We start from the raw sequence: 22,357 nt of genomic DNA on the forward strand, positions 1-22,357 counted from the left end.
AATGGTGACTGACACGGCCTCTTCGCGAGCAGGCTCGCTCCCACAGGGAAGATCAGTGATCAGTCCGGGGTTTGCTCGGCCAGGGCCACAGCGCGGAACATCGCGCGGCGTTTGTTCAGGGTTTCTTCCCATTCCAGCGCCGGCACCGAGTCGGCGACGATACCGCCACCGGCCTGCACATGCAGTTCGCCGTTCTTGATCACCGCCGTGCGAATGGCAATCGCGGTGTCCATATTGCCGTTCCAGGCGAAGTAACCGACCGCGCCGCCGTAAACACCACGCTTGACCGGCTCCAGTTCGTCGATGATTTCCATCGCGCGAATCTTCGGTGCGCCCGACAAGGTGCCGGCCGGCAGAATCGCCCGCAGCGCGTCCATCGCCGTCAGCCCTTCTTTCAACTGGCCGGTGACGTTGGAGACGATGTGCATCACGTTGGAATAACGCTCGATGACCATTTTCTCGGTGAGTTTCACCGAGCCGATTTCCGAAACGCGCCCGGTGTCGTTACGGCCCAGATCGATCAGCATCAAGTGCTCGGCGATCTCTTTATCGTCCGACAGCAGGTCTTCTTCCAGCGCCACATCGGCTTCTTCGGTGGCACCACGTGGGCGAGTACCGGCGATCGGGCGCACAGTGATCAGGTTGTCTTCGACCCGCACCAGCACTTCCGGGGAACTGCCGACGACGTGGAAGTCGCCGAAGTTGAAGAAGTACATGTACGGCGTCGGGTTGAAGCAACGCAGGGCGCGGTACAGATCGATCGGTGCAGCCTTGAAGTCGATCGACATACGCTGCGACGGCACAACCTGCATGCAGTCGCCAGCAAGGATGTACTCCTTGATGGTGTCGACGGCTTTTTCGTAATCGTCCTGGGTGAAGCTGGAACGGAACACCGGATCAGCCGATTGCTGTTTGCTGAAGTCCAGGCCACGGCGTGGGGTGATCGGTTGGCGCAGTTTTTCCAGAAGTGCCAGCAATTGCGCCTGACCTTGTTCGAAGGCATCCGCCTGCGCAGGGTCGGCCAGCACGATCGCGTGCATCTTGCCGGCGAGGTTGTCAAAAACGACGACCGCGTCGGAGACCATCAGCAAAATGTCCGGCACGCCCAGTGGATCCGGGTTCGGGCACTTGCCCAGACGCTTCTCGACATAACGCACGCAGTCGTAACCGAAATAACCGACCAGGCCACCGTTGAAACGCGGCAGACCGGCAATGGTCGGCACGTTATAGCGAGCCTTGAAGGTTTCGACGAAGGCCAGCGGATCTTCAACATCGTGGCTTTCGGTCTCGACGCCATCAACGGTGATGCTGACGTGATGGTCGTGAACCCGCAGCACGGTGCGGCACGGCAGGCCGATGATCGAGTAACGGCCCCATTTCTCGCCGCCCTGCACCGATTCGAGCAGGTAGGAGTTGGGCTGGTCGGCCAGTTTCAGGTAGATCGACAGCGGCGTGTCGAAGTCGGCCAGGGTTTCGCAGGCCAACGGAATGCGGTTGTAGCCGTCAGCGGCCAAGCGCAGGAATTCTTCGCGGATCATAAGGTGCCTCGTGGTGTGAGGGGCAAATCAGTCAGGTATGCAAACGCGCCGGCGAGCCGGCCAGGAACAAGTCAGGCGCGCCAACGCCAGCGGGCCAGGGCCTTGATGACTTTCATCCAGAGTTTGCGAGTGACCACCACGATGGCGTTTCCAGAATGGGATTGAGAAGCGTCGGGCAACGTTATCTCAGCGGCCGTACCGAGGCAACCGGGAATTAGCTTGCGCAGATCGTCGATCACCAGCGCCGGGGATTCCTCGGCAATCGGTCGGCCATGGTTGTAGCCGTAACTCAGCGCCACGCATTTGACTCCCGCCGCTTTCGCCGCCAGCACGTCGCTGCGCGAGTCGCCGACGAACAACGATTGCGAGGCCGGGATGTTGGCCATTTTCATCACGAAGAACAGCGCCGCCGGATCAGGCTTTTTCTGCGGCAGGGTATCGCCACCGATGATCCACTTGAAGTAGCGGCCGATCTTCATCTGATCCAGCAACGGCGCGACGAAACGCTCCGGCTTGTTGGTGATCAGCGCCATGGCCACGCCTTGCTTGTGCAGCCACTTGAGGGTGTCGCGCACGCCGGGATAGACCACGGTCAGCTCATGGCTGGCGCCGTAGGCTTGCATGAACACTTCCAGCGCACGCTCGGCTTCGACGTCATCCACGGCTGAATGATCAATGCCACCGGCCAACGCGCGGCGCACCAGCACCGGCGCGCCGTTACCAACCCACTCGCGCACCGAATCGATGCCCGCCGGTTGACGACCAAGGGTGAGCAGCATGTTGTCCACCGCGGCTGCCAGGTCCGGAACCGAGTCGATCAGCGTGCCATCCAGATCGAACATCACCAGCCGTGGCAGTTTCCCCGGGAACAGCTGCTCGAACCCGCTCATGGGCGCGCCAGCGCCAGTTCGGAGCGCATCTTGTCGATGACTTCCTGATAGTTCGGCGCGTTGAAGATCGCCGAGCCGGCAACAAAGGTGTCAGCGCCAGCGGCGGCGATTTCGCGGATGTTGTTGACGTTGACGCCGCCGTCGATTTCCAGACGAATGTCACGACCCGAAGCATCGATGATCGCCCGCGCTTCGCGCAGTTTGTCGAGGGTGCCGGGAATGAACTTCTGCCCGCCGAAGCCCGGGTTGACGCTCATCAGCAAGACCATGTCGACCTTGTCGATCACGTACTTGAGCACGTCCAGCGGGGTTGCCGGGTTGAACACCAGACCGGATTTGCAGCCGCCTTCACGGATCAGTTGCAGCGAGCGATCAACGTGCAGCGTGGCTTCCGGGTGGAAAGTGATGTAGGTAGCGCCGGCCTCGATGAAGTCGCCGACGATGCGGTCCACCGGGCTGACCATCAGGTGCGCGTCGATCGGCGCGGTGACGCCGTACTTGCGCAATGCCGCACAAACCATCGGACCGATGGTCAGGTTCGGCACGTAGTGGTTGTCCATGACGTCGAAGTGAACGAAGTCGGCACCCGCGGCCAGAACGTTGTCGACTTCCTCGCCGAGGCGGGCGAAGTCGGCGGAGAGAATCGACGGAGCAATTACGAAGGGCTGCATGACGCACCTTTTCTGAGCTAAATCACGATGGCGCGCATTGTATACCTCAAGTTTCCAAGCGCGCACCGTGACCGCGATGATTGGGTTGTGCCATGACGGAGGACGGGCGCTGACTCAATACGCCGCGCGGTAGATCTTCTCGATGTCCCCAGCGCTGAGTTTGCGCGGATTGTTGCGCATCAGGCGCTCGATCCCCGCCGCTTCCACGGCCATCGCCGGGATCGCTTCTTCCGGCACGCCGAAACTACGCAGTCCGGCCGGAATTTCCACGGCTGCGCACAGATCGCTCATTGCCTGCACGGCTTTGTCCGCTGCTTCGGCGGCGCTCAGATGAGCGGTCTTCACCCCCATGGCTTCGGCGATATCCTGCATGCGCTCAACGCAGGCCATCTTGTTCCAGGTCATGACGTACGGCAGCAGCAACGCATTGCTCACGCCATGGGCGATGTTGAAACGCCCGCCCAGTGGATACGCCAGCGCATGCACCGCGCCGACCCCGGCATTGCCGAACGCCATACCGGCCATCAGGCTGGCGGTGGCCATGTCTTCGCGCGCTTGCAGATTGCCGCCGTTGGCATAGGCCTTGGGCAGGGCTTTGGCGATCAGCTTGATGGCACCGATGGCCAGCGAGTCGGTGATCGGCGAGGCATTCACCGACAGATAGGATTCGATGGCGTGCACCAAGGCGTCGACGCCACTGGCGGCGGTGACACTGCGTGGGCAGGTCAGGGTCATCTGCGGGCTGACCAGCGCCACGTCCGGTAATAGAAAGTCGCTGACGATGCCTTTCTTCAACTGCGCGACTTTGTCCGAGAGGATCGCTACGTTGGTCACTTCGGAACCGGTGCCGGCGGTGGTCGGGATGGCGATCAGTGGCGGGCCTTTGCGTGGCACCTGGTCGACACCGAACAGATCTTCCAGTGCGCCGTGGTAACCGGCATACGCCGCGACACTTTTGGCGATGTCGATGGCACTGCCGCCACCGAGACCGATCAAGCCGTCGTGCCCGCCTTCGCGGTAGACACGCATGCAGTCTTCGACGATGGCGATTTCCGGGTCTGGCAGTACGCGGTCGAAAATCTCGTAGTCGCGACCACCGAGTTGCACCAGTGCCAGCTCAACCGTGCCGGATTTGACCAGCGCGGCATCGGTGACGATCAATGGGTTGTCGATGTCGAGGCGTGTGAGTTCGGCGGCCAGTTGTTCGATGGCGGCGGCGCCGGTGATCAGTTTGTGAGCGATTTTGAACTGGGACAGACTCATCGTGCGCAGCCTCTTATAGATGTGGGAGCTGGGCACAAGATTAGCTGGGGATTTGGGGTTGTCTGCTATTCAGGTGGTGAATGACCTATCGAGGGCAAGAGCAAGAGCCCCTCACCCTAGCCCTCTCCCAGAGGGAGAGGGGACTGACCGAGTTGTACTCTCGAAGTACACCGACCTGAAATACCGAGTCGAACTCAGATTCTGAACCGCACGAATATCTGCTCCCTTTCCCCTCTACCCCTTGGGGGAGAGGGCTGGGGTGAGGGGGTAAGCTTTTGATCTGGCCCTTAAACCTGAGCCGTACGCAGTTTTTCGCTACGACCCCGTAGCCATTCCAGGGTCAGCAGCAGGATGACGGAGAAGGCGATCAGCAACGTAGCCGCAGCCGCAATCGTCGGACTCAGGTTCTCGCGAATCCCGCTAAACATCTGCCGAGGCAACGTCGCCTGCTCAGGCCCGGCAAGAAACAGCGTCACCACCACCTCATCAAACGAAGTCGCAAACGCAAACAGCGCCCCGGAAATCACCCCCGGCGCAATCAGCGGCAAGGTCACCCGACGAAACGCCGTCAGTGGCGAAGCACCAAGACTAGCCGCCGCACGCACCAGATTGTGGTTAAACCCCTGCAACGTCGCCGATACCGTGATGATCACAAACGGCACGCCCAACACCGCGTGCACCACGATCAACGAGAAGAAGCTGTTGCCCAACCCCAGCGGTGCGAAAAACAGATAGCTCGCCACACCAATGATCACCACCGGCACCACCATCGGCGAAATCACCAGCGCCATCACCAGCGCTTTACCGGGGAAGTCACCGCGAGTGAGACCGATTGCCGCCAGCGTGCCAAAGATCATCGCCAGCACCGTCGCCGCCGGGGCGACGATGATGCTGTTCTTCAGGGCGCGCATCCATTCCGCCGAGGCGAAGAAGTCGTGATACCACTGCAGCGAGAAACCCTGCAGCGGATACACCAGAAAACTGCCCGAGTTGAACGACAGCGGAATAATCACCAGCACCGGCAGAATCAGGAACAACAGAATCAGGCCGCAAAGGATCCGCAGGCTGTAGAACCACACCCGTTCAATGGGCGACATGTAAGGACTCAGCATCTCGAATTCCCCTTAGCTCAGGCGCAGGCGACTGGCGCCGACCAGCCAGCTGTAAATCAGATAAAGCACGACAGTCGCCAGCAACAACAGCCCGCCCAGTGCGGTGGCCATGCCCCAGTTGATGCTGGTGTTGGTGTAGAAGGCGACGAAGTAGCTGACCATTTGATCGTTCGGGCTGCCGAGCAGCGCCGGGGTGATGTAGTAGCCAATGGCGAGGATGAACACCAACAGGCAACCGGCGCCGACACCGGCATAGGTCTGCGGGAAGTACACCCGCCAGAAACTGGCAAACGGATGGCAGCCAAGGGAAATCGCGGCGCGCATGTAAGTCGGCGAGATGCCTTTCATCACGCTGTAGATTGGCAGAATCATGAACGGCAGCAGGATGTGCACCATCGAGATGTACACGCCGGTGCGGTTGAACACCAGTTCCAGCGGTTTATCGATGATGCCCATGGCCATCAGGCCACTGTTAATCAGACCGCCCGATTGCAACAGCACGATCCATGCGGCGACACGCACCAGAATCGAGGTCCAGAACGGCAACAGCACCAGAATCATCAGCAGATTGCTTTGCCGCGATGGCAGGTTTGCCAGCAGGTAGGCCAGTGGATAGGCGAGCAGCAGGCAGATCACGGTGATCACCAGGCCCATCCAGAAGGTGCGGGCGAAGATGTCGAGGTAGATCGCCTGATCCGGGGTGGCCGGGGCGATTTCGCCGAGGTCGTCGATGCGGTGGTCGACGGACGCCAGCAGGTAATAAGGCGTGATGCTGCTGGTGTTGCGTTTGACCGCCTGCCAGTAGGCGGGGTCGCCCCAACGTTCGTCGAGTGCTTCCAGGGCTTCTTTATAAGAGGCCGGTTCGCTGGCGAACGGCAGCGCCCGGGCGGTTTTGGTCAACAGGCTGCGATAGCCGGCCAACTCCATGTTCAAGCGCTTGGACAAATCGCCCAGCGTCTGGTTTTTGCGCGCTTCGGCGAGGTCTTCGCCGGCGGCTTTATAGACCGGTTCAGCGGGCAGGCCACGGCCGTCCCAACTGGCGATGGCCGCCACGGTGCGCGGCATGCCGCCGACCACTTCGGGGTTGCCGACGCTTTTGTAGAGCAGCGCCACGATCGGCACCAGAAACACCAGCAACAGAAACAGCACCAGCGGCGCAATCAGCGCTTGAGCCTTCCAGCGGTTGACCCGCTCGGCGCGCTTGAGCTTCTGCTTCAAGGTGGGGCTGTTGCCCTCGTTCAGGGGAACGGCGATGGCCATGACGTACTCCGCAAATCTTTGATCGTTACAGAGGTGGTGAGCCACCGCTGTTGTGTTGAAACACAGCTACCTGTGGGAGCGAGCCTGCTCGCGAAGAGGCCAGCACATTCAACATCTATGCTGGCTGATCTACCGCTTTCGCGAGCAGGCTCGCTCCCACAGGGGTGGGCAAGCCCACCCTCACCAGGCTCGGCTTATTTCGCAGCCCAGGAGTTGAAGCGCTGCTCCAGCTGCTCGCCGTTGTCAGCCCAGAAGCTGACGTCGATCTGCACCTGGTTGGCGATGTTTTCCGGGGTGGTCGGCATGTCTTTCAGGACATCCTTGGCCAGCAGCGGCACAGCCTGGGTGTTGGCCGGGCCGTAGGCGATGTTTTCCGAGTAGGTCTTCTGTTGCTGCGGCTGTACCGAGAAGGCGATGAATTTCTTCGCCGCTTCCGCGCGCTTGGCGTCCAGACCTTTCGGGATAGCCCAGGCGTCGAAGTCGTAGATGCCGCCGTTCCACACCACTTTCAGGTTGGATTCTTTCTGCACCGCCGCGATGCGACCGTTGTAAGCCGAGCTCATCACCACGTCACCGGAAGCGAGATATTGCGGCGGTTGCGCGCCGGCTTCCCACCACTGAATGCTTGGCTTCAGCTCATCAAGCTTCTTGAACGCGCGATCCTGGCCACCCTTGCTCGCCAACTCTTTGTAGACGTCTTTCGGCGCCACACCATCGGCCATCAGAGCGAATTCGAGGGTGTACTTGGCACCTTTACGCAGGCCACGTTTGCCCGGGAATTTCTTCGTGTCCCAGAAATCCGCCCAACTGGTCGGTGCGGTTTTCAGCTTGTCGGCGTTGTAAGCCAGTACGGTCGACCAAACGAAGAAACCTACGCCGCACGGCTGGATCGCGCCTTTGACGTAATCTTCGGTTTTGCCGAACAGTGCCGGGTCGAGTTGTTCGAACATGTCTTCGTCGCAACCACGGGACAGCTCGGGCGATTCAACTTCCACCAGATCCCACGACACGCTCTTGGTGTCGACCATGGCTTTGACCTTGGCCATTTCGCCGTTGTATTCGCCGGCGACGATCTTGCCGTTGCCCGCCGCTTCCCACGGTGCATAGAAGGCTTTGACTTGCGCGGCCTTGTTCGCCCCGCCAAACGACACCACGGTCAAATCCGGGCCAGCGGCCATTGCGCTGGCCGCACCCATCAGGCCCAGGGTCAGGGCGGTGAACTTCAGGGATCTCAACATTTATTGTTCTCTCCACGTGCAGGGTTGGTGTTGGTATTGCCGGGGCGATCAGTTCGCCTCTAAAAGCGGGTCAAGCGCGCGAACGTGCTCGACCTGCCAGCCAAGCGGTACCACGTCACCGACTGCGAGCGCGGGATCGAGCTCGGCAATCGGCTGTTTCACGAAGAAGTCGGTCTTGCCGCAGACTTCCAGGCGCACCCGGACGTGGTCGCCCAGATAGATGAATTCCGCCACCCTCCCTGAGAAGCGGTTAACGCATTGATCGCTCGAACCGTTGAGGCTGACACGCTCCGGACGGATCGACAGGGTCACCGGTTCGCCGGTCTGGCCGACATTGACCGCCAGCGCCTCGACCTTTTCGCCACGACCCAACTCGACCACGCAACGCTCGCCGCTCTGGCTGAGCAAGCGGCCGTTGAGGCGGTTGTTTTCGCCGATGAAATTGGCGACGAAGGTATTTTTCGGTTCTTCGTAAAGGGTGCGTGGTGGGGCGATCTGCTGGATTTCGCCTTGATGGAACACCGCGACGCGATCGGACATGGTCAGCGCTTCACCCTGATCGTGGGTCACGTAGACCACGGTCACGCCGAGGCGCTGGTGCAGGTGTTTGATTTCCATCTGCATGTGTTCACGCAGTTGTTTATCGAGGGCGCCGAGGGGTTCGTCCATCAGCACCAGTTGCGGTTCGAACACCAGCGCGCGGGCCAGCGCCACACGCTGCTGCTGACCACCGGACAGCTGCGCCGGGTAGCGCGAGGCGAACGCGTCGAGCTGGACCATGCTGAGGACTTTCTTCACGCGGTCGCTGACGTCGCTTTTGTTCAGGCCACGGACGGTCAGCGGGAACGCGAGGTTTTCCGCTACGGTCATGTGCGGGAACAACGCGTAGTTCTGGAACACCATGCCGATGTCGCGTTTGTGCGGCGGCACGTTGTTGATCGAGCGCCCGGCCAGCAGAATCTCGCCAGCGGTCGGTGTTTCGAAACCGGCGAGCATCATCAGGCTGGTGGTCTTGCCGGAACCGGACGGCCCGAGCAGGGTGAGAAATTCGCCTTTGCGAATGTCCAGGTTGAGGTCTTTGACGATCAGGTTCTCGCCGTCGTAGCTCTTCTGCACTCCACGAAAGCTGACCAGCACATCACTGGCCCCTGCGTTTGTATCGACCTGGCTCATACCCACACCTTTGTTGTTGATGACTGCTTGTGGGTTAAGCCTAGTGGCTGCTGACAGGCACGCAAATCGGGGCGCAGGAGAGAATCGCCTCAGCCGGATGGAAGGTTGGGGGTAGGGATTGCCCTACAAGGATGGCGCTAATGGATAAGGCAGTGGCAAGCGACAAGCTGCGAGCCACATGCAATGGCAAAAACGCGTGTCGCTTAGGGATATGCGCACAATCCGGATCCAAAGCAGATCCCTTGTGGGAGCGAGCCTGCTCGCGAATGCGGTGGGTCATTCAGCTTATTCGGTGACTGTTACACCGCTTTCGCGAGCAGGCTCGCTCCCACAGGGGAACAGTGCTGATCAGAGAAGTTTGTGTTCCATCGCGTATTTGACCAGTTCGGCCAGCGAGGTGATGTTGAGTTTCTGCATCAGCCGCGCTTTGTGGGTGCTGATGGTCTTGCTGCTCAGGGCCAGTTGCTGGGCGATGTCGTTGACGTTGGCGCCTTGGGCCAGGCGTTCGAACACCGAGAACTCGCGTTCGGACAACAACGAATGCAGCGGCCGCGCATCAGTCAGACCGACTTCAAACACCATGCGATCCGCCAGATCCGGATCAATGTATCGCCCGCCGGCCGCGACTTTACGAATGGCGGTGAGCAACAGCGCCGGATCACTGTCCTTGGTCGCATACCCGGCCGCGCCAACCTTCAGCGCCCGCGCGGCCATCTGCGCTTCGTCGTGCATCGACAGCACCAGAATTGCTGGCGGATTGTTCAACGCACGGATGCGCGGGATTGCTTCGAGGCCATTGACGCCGGGCATGGAGATGTCGAGCAAGACCACTTCGCATGGCACGCTACGCAAGGTTTCGAGCAGTTGCTCGCCATTGCTCGCCTCGCCCACCACTTGCAGATCCTTGGCCAGGCCGATCAATTGCTTGATGCCCTCGCGGACGATGGTGTGGTCTTCGGCTACCAGTACACGGATCAAATCTTTTCTCCAGATTTCAGGTACACACCATTCCCTGTAGGAGTGAGCCTGCTCGCGATAGCGTCAGCCCAAACACTACAGACTTTCAGACCTCACTCACCGGCACCCGCACCATCAGACTGGTGCCCTCCCCCGGTTCACTCTCCAGCGTCAACCGCCCGCCCATGATCAGCACCCGCTCGCGCATGCCAACCAGTCCAAACGAAGTCGGCCGACCGGCAGCGGCGACAAATCCTACGCCATCATCACTGACAGTCAGACACAATTCGTCGCCTTCCAGCGCCAGCGTCAGTTCCACAGTATGCGCCTGAGCATGGCGCATCACATTGGTCAGCGCCTCCTGCAGGATCCGGAACAGGCCAATCGCCTTGGCATCACTGAGCGCCGGAAGATTGTCCGGCACCTGCACCAGACACGGAATCTGCGTCCGCGCTTCAAACCGCCGCGCCTGCCATTCGATCGCCGACGCAATCCCGGCATCGAGAATCGGTGGCCGCAGCGCCGTCGCCACATCGCGCACCAACTGAAACAACTGGGCGATCAAGCGTTTCATGCTGTTGAGGCGTTCGTTAAGACCGGGATCGAGTTGCGCGTAGGCCAGTTCGCACATCGATGTTTCCAGTTTCAGCACCGTGAGCATCTGCCCCAATTCATCGTGAACCTCGCGGGCAATTCGCGCCTTCTCTTCTTCACGCACGCTCTCAAGATGCGCCGACAGTTCGCGCAGTTGCTCACGGGAGGCGGCCAGCTCCAGCTCGATACGCTTGCTCTCGGTGATGTCCCAAACGATGCCGTCCCACACGTAGGCGCCATCCTCCAGTTGCCGGGTGATCGCCTTGATCTCGGCCCAGCGCTGCTCGCCCTGACGCGTGAGGATTCGGCCCTGCCATGACCAGTCGCTGTCGGTGTCCAGCGCCTGATCCTGGGTGCGGTGGTAACTGGCCTTGTCATCCGGATGCACCAGACTGCGCAGACCCATGTCGCGATGAGCGATGACGGCCGGTGCGTAGCCGACCAGACTTTCGCTGCCTTCACTGATGTAGGCAAAGTCGATCTGCCCGGTCACCGGCGCGCGCTCCAGACGGAACACCAGTCCCGGTACGTTGGCGGCGATGCCCTGCAGACGCGCCTCGCTTTCCTGCAACGCCGCCACGGCGCGACGGCGCTCGGTGACGTCGGTGAGATAAACCACCAGATACTCACTGTCACGAAAACGCAAGAAACTCAGCGAGACATCCGCCGGCAAAACACTGCCATCGGCACGCACGCAACTGGTCTCGAAACTCAACGGCCCTTCTTCACTGGCGCGCGCGCGCTTCCACAGGTTGAGCCAGCGATCCATGTGCAGGCCCGGCTCGAAGTCGATCAGCGGTCGCTCGATCAACCCGCCCGAGGGGTAACCGAGCATGACTTCGGCTGCACGGTTGGCGTAGCGCACATGGCTGTCCCAGTTGACCCAGAGGATGCCGACGGTGCTTTGATCAATGGAGAACTGCGTCAACCGCAGCGCTTCTTCGCTGGCCGCGCGCAAGGCGATGTCTTCCCGGGCGGCCAGCAGTCGCTGTTCGAGGCTGTGCTGTTGGCGGCGCTGCCAGAACACGATCGCGACACAACTGAGCAGCATCACCGCGAACAACAGACTAAGGTTCTGCCAGAACCCCGGCGACTCCGACAGTCGTGGATATTTCGGTTGCAGCCATTGATTGTGCAGTTGCTCGAGATCCTTGGCCGGGATCGCGCGCAGCGCACTTTGCACGATGCCGGCCAACTCTGGCCAATCGCGGCGCGAGCCGACTCGCAGCAGTTGCGGCAGGCCGATATCGCCGACCACCACCAGTTCGGCGAACTCCGGTTCTACCGACAAGCGTCCGAGCTGCGCCTCATCGACTACGGCGTAAGCGGCCTGCTGACTCAACAGCAACTGCAAGGCCTGACGTTCGAGCGGCACGCCTTGCAGGTTCAGATGCGGATAGTTGCCGCGCAGATAGTCGGCGGTGGTACTGGGCATGCGCACAGCAACACGGACCTGGCTATCGAGTTTCTCCAGATCGACCACGCCACTGGCCTTCTGATCGCTGACGACCAATTGCGGCACGCGCATGTACGGATCGGAAAACTGCCACAGACGCAACGCACTCGGGGTTTGACTCAGGCCCGGCGCGATATCGATCTCGCCCTCGCGCACCGCGGTTTCCAGTTGCGCGAGATCCTGAAAGTTGCGCCAGCTCAGTTCGACATTGAGCGTTTTCGCCAACAACTTCATCAATTCGACGTTGGCCCCGGACAACCGTTGCAGGCGCCGGTCGTATTGCGCATAAGGGGCTTGCAACACCAGACCAACACGCAATTCATTGTGCTGCGCCAGCCACTGCTGCTGGCCCGCCGACAACTGTGCGAGATGTGACGGCGGCGCAGGCGCCGCCCAGCCCATCAAGGGAAACCATAAACAGCCGATAACCCACAGGCAGCAAAATCGCTTCATTGAAGTCTCATACACTGACAAATTCTGACCAACCCATTAGGCTGCCGGGATACTTTCTGGCCTGGAATAACCGATGCCCTCTGTCTACCGCCTGGCAATGCCAGCATTGTGCCTGTCGCTGATTCTGCCTTGTGCGTTTTCCGTCGAAGCCGCCGATCCGGCACCTGCCGCCACCGCAGAAAAACCGGCCGAAGAAAAACCCGCCGAACGCCAGCCACTGCTTGAGCGTAGTCAGGAAGAAGCCGCCGCACTGCAACGTAAGGTCCCGGCGCAAGAACAGCAACAATTACAGGCCGGCAGCGACACCTTTCTCGCCCTGTGGAAACCGGCCAACACCGCCGAGCCCAAAGGCGCGGTGATCATCATCCCTGGCGCTGGCGAAACCGCTGACTGGCCACAGGCGATCGGCCCATTGCGACAAAAACTGCCTAACGCCGACTGGAGCAGCCTGAGCATCACGCTGCCTGATCTGCAAAGCGATGCCATTGCCCCGCGCGTCGTCGAAGCAGCTGCCGCGCCGAAGGCACCGGAAAGCGGCAGCAAGGACGCCACCACCGCGCAGCCAATCGAACAGGCGGCGGGCGGTGAAGCCGAAGTCGCCGAGCAGGTCGTTGCCGAGACCACCGAAGAACAAGCCAAGGCCGATGCCGAGCGTATCTTCGCGCGGATCGACGCGGCGATTGGCTACGCCGAACAGCAAAGTGCACGCAGCATTGTCGTACTCGGCCACGGCACCGGTGCCTATTGGGCCGCGCGCTATTTGACTGAAAAACAAACCGCGCAGATCGAAAAATTTGTCATGGTCGATGCGCAAGCACCGGCCAAAGCCAAACCGGCATTGGCGGAACTGACACCGACATTGAAATTGCCGACCGCGGATATTTTCTACATGGACAAGCCGCTTGATCGCAACGCGGCGCTGGAGCGCATGCAGGCGAGCAAGCGCTTGAAGACTTCGGCGTTCAGCCAGGTCGCACTCAAGGCCTTGCCGGATAACAAGGCTGAACAGGAACAGCTGTTCCGCCGGGTGCGTGGCTGGTTGAATCCGCAGAACCCGGACTGATCGGTAAACCGCGTCGCCCCCTTCGCGAGCAGGCTCGCTCCCACATTGGATCTGCGTACACAATCCATTGTGGGAGCGAGCCTGCTCGCGAAGGGGCCATCACCGGCAACACAGCGCTAACGACTAGCGAAAATCCCGCCGCTCACGAATCAACGTGTAGGCATTGTGCAGCTCGCGGGTTTTATCGGTCGCCTCACGCACCTGCGCTGGCGTCGCCCCCGTACCGGCAATCTTGTCCGGGTGATGACGACTGAGCAGGCGCCGATAAGCGCGCTTGATCTGCGCCGGCTCACTGGACGCCGACACGCCGAGCAAGCGCATCGCCTCTTGATAGCTTACCGCCGCGCTGACGATCGGCCGCTTGCCCGGCTCGTAATCGTTGGCCAAGGCCTGCACCTGATGCGCCGTCCAGCCCAGCCACTTGCCCCACTGCGCCAGCAACTCACGTTCACTGACGCCCGCGCGACCATCGGCCCAGACCATTCGCCAGCAGGCGCGCAATACGCCTTCGGCAGCATGCGGTTGCGTACTCAGACGCCGCAGATAACCGCGCAGACTGTCACTGCCGGACTTGCCGCGATTGAACGCGGCAATCGCCCGGCGTGTTGCCGGCTCACTCATTTCCAGCGCGCGCATCTCGTTACGCGCCTGCTGGATATGCCCATCGGTGACGCGACCGTCGCTCTTGGCCAGACGACCGAGCAACACGAACAACAATTCATCATTGCGCAGCATCGGCTTACCGCCGAGCTTTTCCCGCAAATGCCCCCAGCTCTGCAAGTGCAGACGCCGATCCAGCGCTTGCCCCAACAATGCCCCAAGCATGGCCCCCGGAATGCTGGCAATCGCAAAACCCGCTCCGGCTCCAATCAGAGTCCCTGGCCACAACATGTCAGCGACTCGCTTCTATCAAGGTTTCAGCTTCTGCCAGACGCTCGTGCGTACCGACATCGACCCAGTGACCTTTCAGACGCTCGCCCGTGACCTCGCCAGCCGCCATGGCGTTGCGCAACAGCGGTGCCAGTTTGAAAGCACCGTCGGCGCAGCCGTCGAACAACTGAGGATGCAGCACCGCGATGCCGCTGTAGGTCAGGGTTGCAGCGTCCGGCTGACCGTTGTGCACCTTGCCATCGACCAAAGTGAAATCTCCACTCGGGTGATGCGCCGGGTTGTCCGCCAGCACCAGATGCGCCAGACCGGTGATCGGCTGGTGCAGGACGCTGAAGTCGTAATCGGTCCAGATATCACCGTTGACCACCAGAAACGCGTCATCGCCAAGCAACGGCAGCGCCCGGAAAATCCCGCCGCCGGTTTCCAGCGGTTCACCTTCCGGCGAATACTGAATGCTCACGCCAAACTGCGAACCGTCGCCCAGATAATCTTCGATCTGCTGACCGAGCCAGGCGTGATTGATCACGATCTCGTTGAAGCCGGCCGCCGCGAGGGCACGCAGGTGGTATTCGATCAGAGGAACGCCGCCGGCACGCACCAGCGGTTTCGGCGTGGTCAGGGTCAGCGGGCGCATGCGCTCGCCTTTGCCTGCAGCCAGAATCATTGCCTTCATGCTGTTGCTCCACCCCGCAGGCTGGTGAGCAGCGTTTGCAGCTCCGCCAGCTCCGGACGACGCCCGATCACTGCCTCTATATAAGAGAAGAAGCGCGGTACGTCGGCCAGATAACGCGGCTTGCCATCGCGATGGCAGATGCGCGCAAAGATGCCAATGACTTTCAGGTGACGCTGCACGCCCATCAGGTCGCTGGCGCGCTGGAAATCTTCGAAGTCCGGCTGCACCGGAATATTCAGCGCCGAGGCTTGTTGCCAATAACTTTCCAGCCAGCCACGTACGCGTTCTTCAGGCCAGCTGAGGAAGGCGTCCTTGAACAGACAAGTCACGTCGTAGGTCACCGGGCCGTAAACCGCATCCTGGAAATCCAGCACGCCGGGATTCGGCTCGCTGAGCATCAGGTTGCGCGGCATGTAGTCGCGGTGAACCAGCACTTTCGGCTGGGCCAGGGCGCTGTCGATCAGCAGATCGCTGATGTGCTGCCACTGTTGTTGCTGAATTGAATCGAACTCGACGCCGAGTTCGCGCTTCACGTACCACTCGGGAAACAGTTCCAGCTCACGGCGCAGCAACGCAACGTCGTAACTCGGCAGCGGCGCAACCATTGGTAACTGCTGAAAAGCCAGCAGCGCTTGCAGGGCATCGCTGAACAATGCGTCGGCATTTTCGCCATCGATCACGTCGAGATAGGTCTTGTTGCCCAGGTCATTGAGCAAAAGAAATCCGCGATCGAGGTCTTCGGCATAAATTTTCGGCACATTTATTCCGGATTTCGCCAGCAAAAAGGCGATATCCACGAACGGTTTGCAGTTTTCCTGGGGCGGCGGTGCGTCCATTACGACAAAGCTGCGACCCTCCCCTTCCCAGCGGAAGTAACGGCGAAAGCTCGCGTCGCTGCTGGCCGCGGTCAACGTGGCCGGGGGCACGGTGCCCCAGCCCTGATTTGCAAACAGGATTGCCAACTGCTCATCGAGCCAAACTTTCAGGTGTTGCAAGCGTACATCTTGATCAGGCATTGCAAGGGTCTCCGACGGCGCTAGCCGTCAAGCGGGTCATGCTTTATTATCCAGCATCTTTTTCAGACCATCGAGAGGCGTGCGGCCCACACCGCGGGCAGATGGCACGCAGGAAGCCCGGACTAATAAGATGGCATTGAAATCCCCCGCGTTTCGTAAAAAATTTCCGTTGTTGGTAACCGGCAGTCTGCTGGCTATGCAACCTCTGGCCAGTCAATTCGTTGTTGCCGCCGAGCAGTATGACTGCTCCGTCTCGGCTTCGGGTGGTTGGGCCTGTGCGCCCAAATCAACCGCTGCTGCGTTGCCGCCGCGTCCGGTGCATGACGGCAGTGCCGTCAGCGCTACCGGCGAAGCCGCGACCGAGAACGGTTCGGTTGCCGACACAGCCCCTAAAACGGCACTCGTCACCGAAGCCAAAGGCCGCGGTCTGAAATCCCGTAGCGAAGACTTCAGTCACCTCGACTGGGTTCCGCGCGAGAAACTCACCGCCGCCCAACTGGCCGAGACCGGGCCTTACTGCTCTGGTGCCTATATCGAACCGATTCGTCCTGGCATGAATGACAAGACGAACAAAAGCGATGCACCGACCTTTATCGGCGCAAAAGCCTCGCGCTATAACACCGATGATCAAGTCGGTACGCTGGCCGGCGATGTCGTCCTGCGTCAGGGCAGCATGCAGGTCGAATCCGACGAGGCCAGCCTGTATCAGGCCGAGAGCCGCGCCGAACTCAATGGCGATGTGCGCATCCGCGACAACGGCGCGCTGATCGTTGGCGACCATGCCGATGTGCAGCTCGACACCGGTGAAGCCAAAGTCGACAACGCCGAATACGTGATGCACAAATCGCGTATCCGCGGCAACGCGCTGTACGCCAAGCGTGCGGAAAACGCGATCATCCGCTTGAAGGACGGCACGTACACCACGTGCGAACCGAACAGCAATGCCTGGCAGCTCAAGGGCAACAACATCACCTTGAACCCGGCCACCGGTTTCGGTACCGCGACCAACGTGACGTTGCGCGTAAAAGACATTCCGATTCTTTACACGCCGTACATCTATTTCCCGATCGACGACCGTCGCCAGTCGGGCTTCCTGCCGCCGACCATTGGCAGCGGCACCGATACCGGCTTCATGCTGGTCACGCCGTACTACTTCAACCTGGCACCGAACTACGACGCCACGTTATACCCGCGCTACATGAGCAAGCGCGGCATGCTGGTGGAAGGCGAATTGCGTTACCTGACCAAGTCGAGTGAAGGTCAGTTCGGTGCCGCCTACCTCAATGATGAAGACGATGATCGCAAGCGACAGTCCGACTACAACGAGACTCGCTACATGTACAACTGGCAGCACAAGGGCGGTCTCGACTCCCGTGTGTTCACTCAGGTTGACTACACCAAGATCAGCGATCCGTACTACTTCCAGGACCTGCAAACCGATCAGATTGGCGTGAAGTCCAGCGACTTCGTCAACCAACAGGGTCTGGTTTCCTACCGTGGTGATTCGTACACCGCCACGTTGAATGCCCAGCAATACCAGCTCGCAACCGTTTCGAACCTGACGCCGTACGGCCGTCTGCCGCAGATCACCTTCAACGGTCAGCTGCCGTACCACCCGGAAGGTCTGAATTTCGATTACGAGACCGAGCTTGTCCGTTTCGACCGTGACCTGAGAAGTGGCACCTTTGTACAGGAAGACGGCGTCACTACCGAGTCGCGCCTAGACAACAACATCACGGGTCTGGCACGTGCCAATGGCGACCGCTTGAATCTCAAGCCGGGTGTCAGCCTGCCAATGAACTGGACCTATGGCTTCTTGAAGCCATCGCTGAAATACCAGTACACCCAATATCAGCTGGATCTGGACAACACCGGCAAATCGCAGATTGATGCGATGACAGCTGAACAGAAAAAGCTCAACGGCGAATTCGACAGCAACCAGAACCGTGGTGTACCGATCGCCAGCATCGACGGCGGGCTGTATTTCGACCGCAATACCCAGTACTTCGGCAAAAACTATCGTCAGACTCTGGAACCACGCTTGTTCTACCTTTATGTACCCGAGGTCGACCAGGAAGACATTCCAGTATTCGACACCAGCGAATACACCTTCAACTACGCTTCGCTGTTCCGCGACAACCGTTTCTCTGGCTCCGACCGCGTCGGCGACGAGAACAAACTGTCGCTGGGCGTTACCAGCCGCTGGATCGAAGACAACGGTTTCGAACGTCAACGCATCAGTGTTGGTCAGGCGTTGTACTTCAAGGATCGCAAGGTTCAATTGCCTGGCATCGCATTCAACGATCGTGACGACGCGAAATCCAACGTCTCGCCATACGCTCTGGAATACGAATACCGCTGGAACCGCGATTGGCGCACCACGGCCGATTACAACTGGGATCCGGACAGCCGCAGCCCGCGCTCCGGCAGCGCGATGTTCCACTACCAGCCTGAAGACAACCCGAACAAGGTTATCAACGTCGGTTATCGCTATCGCAACGACCAGATCCGTTACGACCAGAACACCGGTAAATGGACAGTGGGTGGTGGCGACTACGGCACTCCTGGTCAGCCTGGCTACGTGAAGGACTACTACAAGATCCAGCAGCATGACTTCTCGGTCATCTGGCCGATCGTTCCGCAGTGGAACGCCATCAGCCGCTGGCAGTACGACTACAACCGCAACCGTACCCTGGAAGCCTTCGGTGGTTTCGAGTACGACAACTGCTGCTGGAAACTGCGCCTGATCAACCGTTACTGGGTTTCCTATGACGAGTTCAGCCAGGAAGCCCCGCAAAACGAAAAAGGCGACCATGGCATCTTCCTCCAAATTGTTCTGAAGGGACTCGGCGGCCTCACTGGCGCCAAGGTAGAGAGCTTCCTCGACAAAGGCATTCAAGGTTATCGTGAACGTGAAGACCAAGCTTTCTGATTGTCTGCGCCCGCTGATGCTGGGCGCGCTGTTCCTGGGTACTGCGGCTAACGCCGCAGTTCAATCCATCGACAAAGTGGTAGCGATCGTCGACAACGACGTGGTCATGCAGAGTCAACTGGACCAGCGCGTCCACGAAGTTCAGCAGACCATCGCCAAGCGTGGTGGCGGCCTGCCGCCTCCAGGCGTACTGGATCAACAGGTGCTCGAGCGTCTGATCGTCGAAAACCTGCAACTGCAGATTGGCGAGCGTTCCGGCATCCGCATCACCGATGAAGAATTGAACCAGGCAGTCGGCACCATTGCTCAGCGCAACAACATGACTGTTGATCAATTCCGTGCTGCTCTGGCTCGCGACGGTCTGTCCTACGACGACGCCCGTGACCAGATCAAACGCGAAATGGTCATCAGCCGCGTACGTCAGCGCCGCGTGGCAGAACGCATTCAGGTCTCCGAGCAGGAAGTGAAGAACTTCCTCGCCTCCGACCTGGGCAAGATGCAACTGTCCGAAGAACTGCACCTGGCCAACATCCTGATCCCGACGCCGGAAAGCGCCAACTCTGATGCGATTCAGAGCGCTGCCCGTCAGGCCATGGAGATTTACCAGCAACTCAAGCAAGGCGCTGACTTCGGTCAGATGGCGGTGGCCAAATCCGGTAGCGACAACGCTCTGGAAGGCGGCGACATGGGCTGGCGTAAAGCCGCACAATTGCCACCGCCGTTTGACCGCGAGTTGAGCAGCATGGCCGTTGGCGACATCACTCAGCCTGCACGCACCCCGGGTGGTTTCATCATCCTCAAGCTACTGGCCAAGCGCGGCGGCGAAGCGCAGATGCGCGACGAAGTGCATGTACGCCACATTCTGGTCAAGCCAAGTCCGATCCGCGACGAAGCCAAAACCAAAGCCTTGGTGCAATCGTTGTATGACCGCATCCTGGCCGGTGAAGATTTCGCCGAACTGGCGAAAAACTACTCCGAAGACCCGGGGTCTGCCCTCAACGGCGGCGACCTCAACTGGATCGACCCGAACGCACTGGTGCCGGAATTCCGCGAAGTGATGGCCCAGACCCCACAAGGTCAGCTGTCCAAGCCATTCCAGACCCAATACGGCTGGCACGTTCTGGAAGTCCTTGGCCGTCGCGCCACCGACAGCACCGAACAGGCCCGCGAGCAGCAAGCCATGACCGTACTGCGTAACCGCAAATACGACGAAGAGCTGCAAACCTGGCTGCGTCAGATCCGTGACGAAGCTTACGTAGAGATCAAACTCCCTGGTGCAGACCAGGCAGCGCAGTGAAACCCAAGCGTTTCGCGCTGACACCCGGCGAACCAGCCGGCATCGGTCCCGACCTGTGCCTGCTGCTCGCCTCGCAAGCCCAGCCACATCCCCTGATTGCCATCACCAGCCGCGACCTGCTCAAAGAGCGGGCCGCGCAGTTGGGGCTGGCCGTCACTTTGCTGGATGTCGGCCCGAATCACTGGCCGGACGCTCCGGCACCCGCAGGCAGCCTGTATGTCTGGGATACACCGCTCAGCGCCCCCGTGGTGGCCGGGCAACTGGACAAGGCGAATGCCGCTTTCGTCCTCGAAACCCTGACCCGCGCCGGCAACGGCTGCATGAACGGCGATTTTGCCGGGATGATCACCGCGCCCGTCCACAAAGGCGTGATCAACGAGTCGGGTATCGCGTTTTCCGGGCACACAGAGTTTCTGGCTGACCTGACCCACACCGCGCAAGTGGTGATGATGCTTGCCACGCGCGGCCTGCGCGTCGCACTGGTCACCACTCACCTGCCCCTTCGCGAGATTGCCGACGCAATCACGCCGCAGCGGCTGGAGCGGGTCACGCGGATTCTGCACGCCGACCTGCAAGAAAAATTCGGCATCGCCCAGCCACGCATCCTGGTCTGCGGCCTCAACCCGCACGCCGGTGAAGGCGGCCATCTGGGCCATGAAGAAATCGACATCATTGAACCGACATTAGAGCGTCTGCGCGGCGAGGGCATGGACCTTCGTGGCCCGCTGCCTGCCGACACTCTGTTTACCCCCAAATATCTGGAGCACTGCGATGCAGTGCTGGCGATGTACCATGACCAGGGCTTGCCTGTGCTCAAGTACAAAGGCTTCGGCGCTGCCGTCAACGTGACCCTTGGCTTGCCGATCATCCGCACCTCAGTCGACCACGGCACCGCCCTGGATCTGGCCGGCAGCGGCAAGATCGACACCGGCAGCCTGCAAGTCGCCCTGGAAACCGCCTACCAGATGGCCGAGACCCGTTTATGACCGAGCAATACCAACACAAGGCGCGCAAACGCTTTGGCCAGAACTTCCTGCACGATGCCGGCGTGATCGACCGCATCCTGCGCTCCATCAGTGCCAAGTCTGAAGACCGTCTGCTGGAAATCGGCCCGGGTCAGGGCGCATTGACCGCCGGCCTGCTCAACTCCGGCGCGCAACTCGATGTAGTGGAACTGGACAAGGACCTGATTCCGATCCTCAACCAGCAGTTTGCCGGCAAGAGCAACTTCAATCTGCATCAGGGCGATGCACTGAAGTTCGACTTCAACACGCTCAACGCCGCGCCGAACAGCCTGCGTGTGGTCGGCAACCTGCCGTACAACATTTCCACGCCGCTGATTTTTCATCTGCTGAACAACGCCGGCATCATTCGCGACATGCATTTCATGCTACAGAAAGAAGTGGTCGAGCGGCTGGCCGCAGGCCCGGGTGGCGGTGACTGGGGTCGTCTGTCGATCATGGTTCAGTACCACTGCCGTGTGGAACACCTGTTCAACGTCGGTCCGGGCGCGTTCAACCCGCCGCCGAAAGTCGATTCGGCGATCGTTCGCCTGGTGCCGCACGCCGTGCTTCCACACCCGGCCAAGGATCACAAGTTGCTCGAGCGCGTGGTGCGCGAAGCGTTCAACCAACGCCGCAAGACCCTGCGCAACACCCTCAAGCAACTGCTCAGCAATGCCGAGATCGAAGCCGCCGGTGTCGATGGCAGCCTGCGTCCGGAGCAACTGGATCTGGCCGCGTTCGTACGCCTGGCTGACCAGCTCGCCATACAAGTCCCGGCCTCCCCCGCCGCCGACTGACAAACGATGAACGCTATCGGGCAGGACGCCACTCTGGTTTACTGCCCGATACTTGCCTAGACTGATTCCCCATCAGCTA

The 22,357-nt window shown here is 60.3% G+C and carries 18 protein-coding genes; 5 read left to right on the forward strand and 13 right to left on the reverse strand.

Annotation, left to right across the window (positions count from 1 at the left end):
* Positions 1 to 59: 59 nt before the first annotated feature.
* The 10 genes from trpE to QOM10_RS26600 form a co-directional block, all read right to left on the reverse strand.
* The gene (gene trpE / locus QOM10_RS26555; RefSeq protein ID WP_316917195.1) at positions 60 to 1,538 is read right to left on the reverse strand and encodes an anthranilate synthase component I; all 1,479 of its coding nucleotides are present in this window, start codon (positions 1,536 to 1,538) and stop codon (positions 60 to 62) included.
* Positions 1,539 to 1,609: 71 nt separating this feature from the next.
* Positions 1,610 to 2,428, reverse strand: coding sequence for a phosphoglycolate phosphatase (locus QOM10_RS26560; RefSeq protein ID WP_127929987.1), 819 nt, complete (start codon positions 2,426 to 2,428; stop codon positions 1,610 to 1,612).
* Positions 2,425 to 3,099, reverse strand: coding sequence for a ribulose-phosphate 3-epimerase (gene rpe / locus QOM10_RS26565; protein ID WP_007918813.1), 675 nt, complete (start codon positions 3,097 to 3,099; stop codon positions 2,425 to 2,427). The genes QOM10_RS26560 and rpe overlap by 4 nt, the downstream gene beginning before the upstream one ends.
* Positions 3,100 to 3,213: 114 nt before the next feature.
* The gene (locus tag QOM10_RS26570; protein ID WP_127929988.1) at positions 3,214 to 4,362 is read right to left on the reverse strand and encodes an iron-containing alcohol dehydrogenase; all 1,149 of its coding nucleotides are present in this window, start codon (positions 4,360 to 4,362) and stop codon (positions 3,214 to 3,216) included.
* A gap of 287 nt (positions 4,363 to 4,649) precedes the next feature.
* Complete coding sequence (locus QOM10_RS26575; protein ID WP_008084123.1) at positions 4,650 to 5,474, reverse strand: ABC transporter permease; 825 nt, start codon at positions 5,472 to 5,474, stop codon at positions 4,650 to 4,652.
* A gap of 12 nt (positions 5,475 to 5,486) precedes the next feature.
* Complete coding sequence (locus tag QOM10_RS26580) at positions 5,487 to 6,734, reverse strand: ABC transporter permease (RefSeq protein WP_008084125.1); 1,248 nt, start codon at positions 6,732 to 6,734, stop codon at positions 5,487 to 5,489.
* Positions 6,735 to 6,928: 194 nt separating this feature from the next.
* Complete coding sequence (locus QOM10_RS26585; protein WP_038363355.1) at positions 6,929 to 7,972, reverse strand: ABC transporter substrate-binding protein; 1,044 nt, start codon at positions 7,970 to 7,972, stop codon at positions 6,929 to 6,931.
* 48 nt (positions 7,973 to 8,020) lie between these two features.
* Entirely contained in the window at positions 8,021 to 9,145 is a 1,125-nt protein-coding gene (locus tag QOM10_RS26590) for an ABC transporter ATP-binding protein (protein ID WP_038363353.1), read from the reverse strand.
* A gap of 348 nt (positions 9,146 to 9,493) precedes the next feature.
* Positions 9,494 to 10,123, reverse strand: coding sequence for a response regulator transcription factor (locus QOM10_RS26595; RefSeq protein WP_116028308.1), 630 nt, complete (start codon positions 10,121 to 10,123; stop codon positions 9,494 to 9,496).
* Positions 10,124 to 10,208: 85 nt separating this feature from the next.
* Positions 10,209 to 12,605 (reverse strand): PAS domain S-box protein, encoded by a 2,397-nt coding sequence (locus tag QOM10_RS26600; protein ID WP_316917196.1) that lies wholly within the window; start codon positions 12,603 to 12,605, stop codon positions 10,209 to 10,211.
* 73 nt (positions 12,606 to 12,678) lie between these two features.
* Between QOM10_RS26600 and QOM10_RS26605 the strand changes: the two genes are divergently transcribed.
* On the forward strand, positions 12,679 to 13,668 hold the full coding sequence (locus QOM10_RS26605; RefSeq protein ID WP_316917197.1) for an alpha/beta hydrolase family protein: 990 nt from the start codon (positions 12,679 to 12,681) through the stop codon (positions 13,666 to 13,668).
* A 123-nt stretch (positions 13,669 to 13,791) separates the two neighbouring features.
* Here the strand turns inward: QOM10_RS26605 and QOM10_RS26610 are convergent, their stop codons facing one another.
* From QOM10_RS26610 to QOM10_RS26620, 3 genes are read right to left on the reverse strand one after another with little or no spacing between them, the layout of a single operon-like run.
* The gene (locus QOM10_RS26610; protein WP_316917198.1) at positions 13,792 to 14,559 is read right to left on the reverse strand and encodes a TerB family tellurite resistance protein; all 768 of its coding nucleotides are present in this window, start codon (positions 14,557 to 14,559) and stop codon (positions 13,792 to 13,794) included.
* Between the two features lies 1 nt (position 14,560).
* Entirely contained in the window at positions 14,561 to 15,232 is a 672-nt protein-coding gene (murU, locus tag QOM10_RS26615) for an N-acetylmuramate alpha-1-phosphate uridylyltransferase MurU (RefSeq protein ID WP_316917199.1), read from the reverse strand.
* Positions 15,229 to 16,248: an aminoglycoside phosphotransferase family protein gene (locus tag QOM10_RS26620; protein WP_316917200.1), complete on the reverse strand. Its 1,020-nt coding sequence runs from the start codon at positions 16,246 to 16,248 to the stop codon at positions 15,229 to 15,231. Before QOM10_RS26620 ends, murU begins: the two co-directional genes overlap by 4 nt.
* A gap of 130 nt (positions 16,249 to 16,378) precedes the next feature.
* Here QOM10_RS26620 and QOM10_RS26625 point away from each other — a divergent pair, with 130 nt between their 5' ends.
* From QOM10_RS26625 to rsmA, 4 genes are read left to right on the forward strand one after another with little or no spacing between them, the layout of a single operon-like run.
* Positions 16,379 to 19,180 carry an LPS-assembly protein LptD gene (locus tag QOM10_RS26625; protein WP_316917201.1) on the forward strand — a complete coding sequence of 934 codons (2,802 nt, stop codon included), beginning with the start codon at positions 16,379 to 16,381 and terminating at the stop codon, positions 19,178 to 19,180.
* Entirely contained in the window at positions 19,155 to 20,477 is a 1,323-nt protein-coding gene (surA, locus tag QOM10_RS26630; RefSeq protein WP_316917202.1) for a peptidylprolyl isomerase SurA, read from the forward strand. The genes QOM10_RS26625 and surA overlap by 26 nt, the downstream gene beginning before the upstream one ends.
* Entirely contained in the window at positions 20,474 to 21,463 is a 990-nt protein-coding gene (gene pdxA / locus QOM10_RS26635) for a 4-hydroxythreonine-4-phosphate dehydrogenase PdxA (RefSeq protein WP_316917203.1), read from the forward strand. Before surA ends, pdxA begins: the two co-directional genes overlap by 4 nt.
* Positions 21,460 to 22,278 carry a 16S rRNA (adenine(1518)-N(6)/adenine(1519)-N(6))-dimethyltransferase RsmA gene (rsmA, locus tag QOM10_RS26640; protein ID WP_102900136.1) on the forward strand — a complete coding sequence of 273 codons (819 nt, stop codon included), beginning with the start codon at positions 21,460 to 21,462 and terminating at the stop codon, positions 22,276 to 22,278. Before pdxA ends, rsmA begins: the two co-directional genes overlap by 4 nt.
* Positions 22,279 to 22,357 lie beyond the last annotated feature (79 nt).

The sequence above is a fragment of the Pseudomonas sp. P108 genome, from assembly GCF_032613195.1.
Taxonomy (GTDB): Bacteria; Pseudomonadota; Gammaproteobacteria; order Pseudomonadales; family Pseudomonadaceae; genus Aquipseudomonas.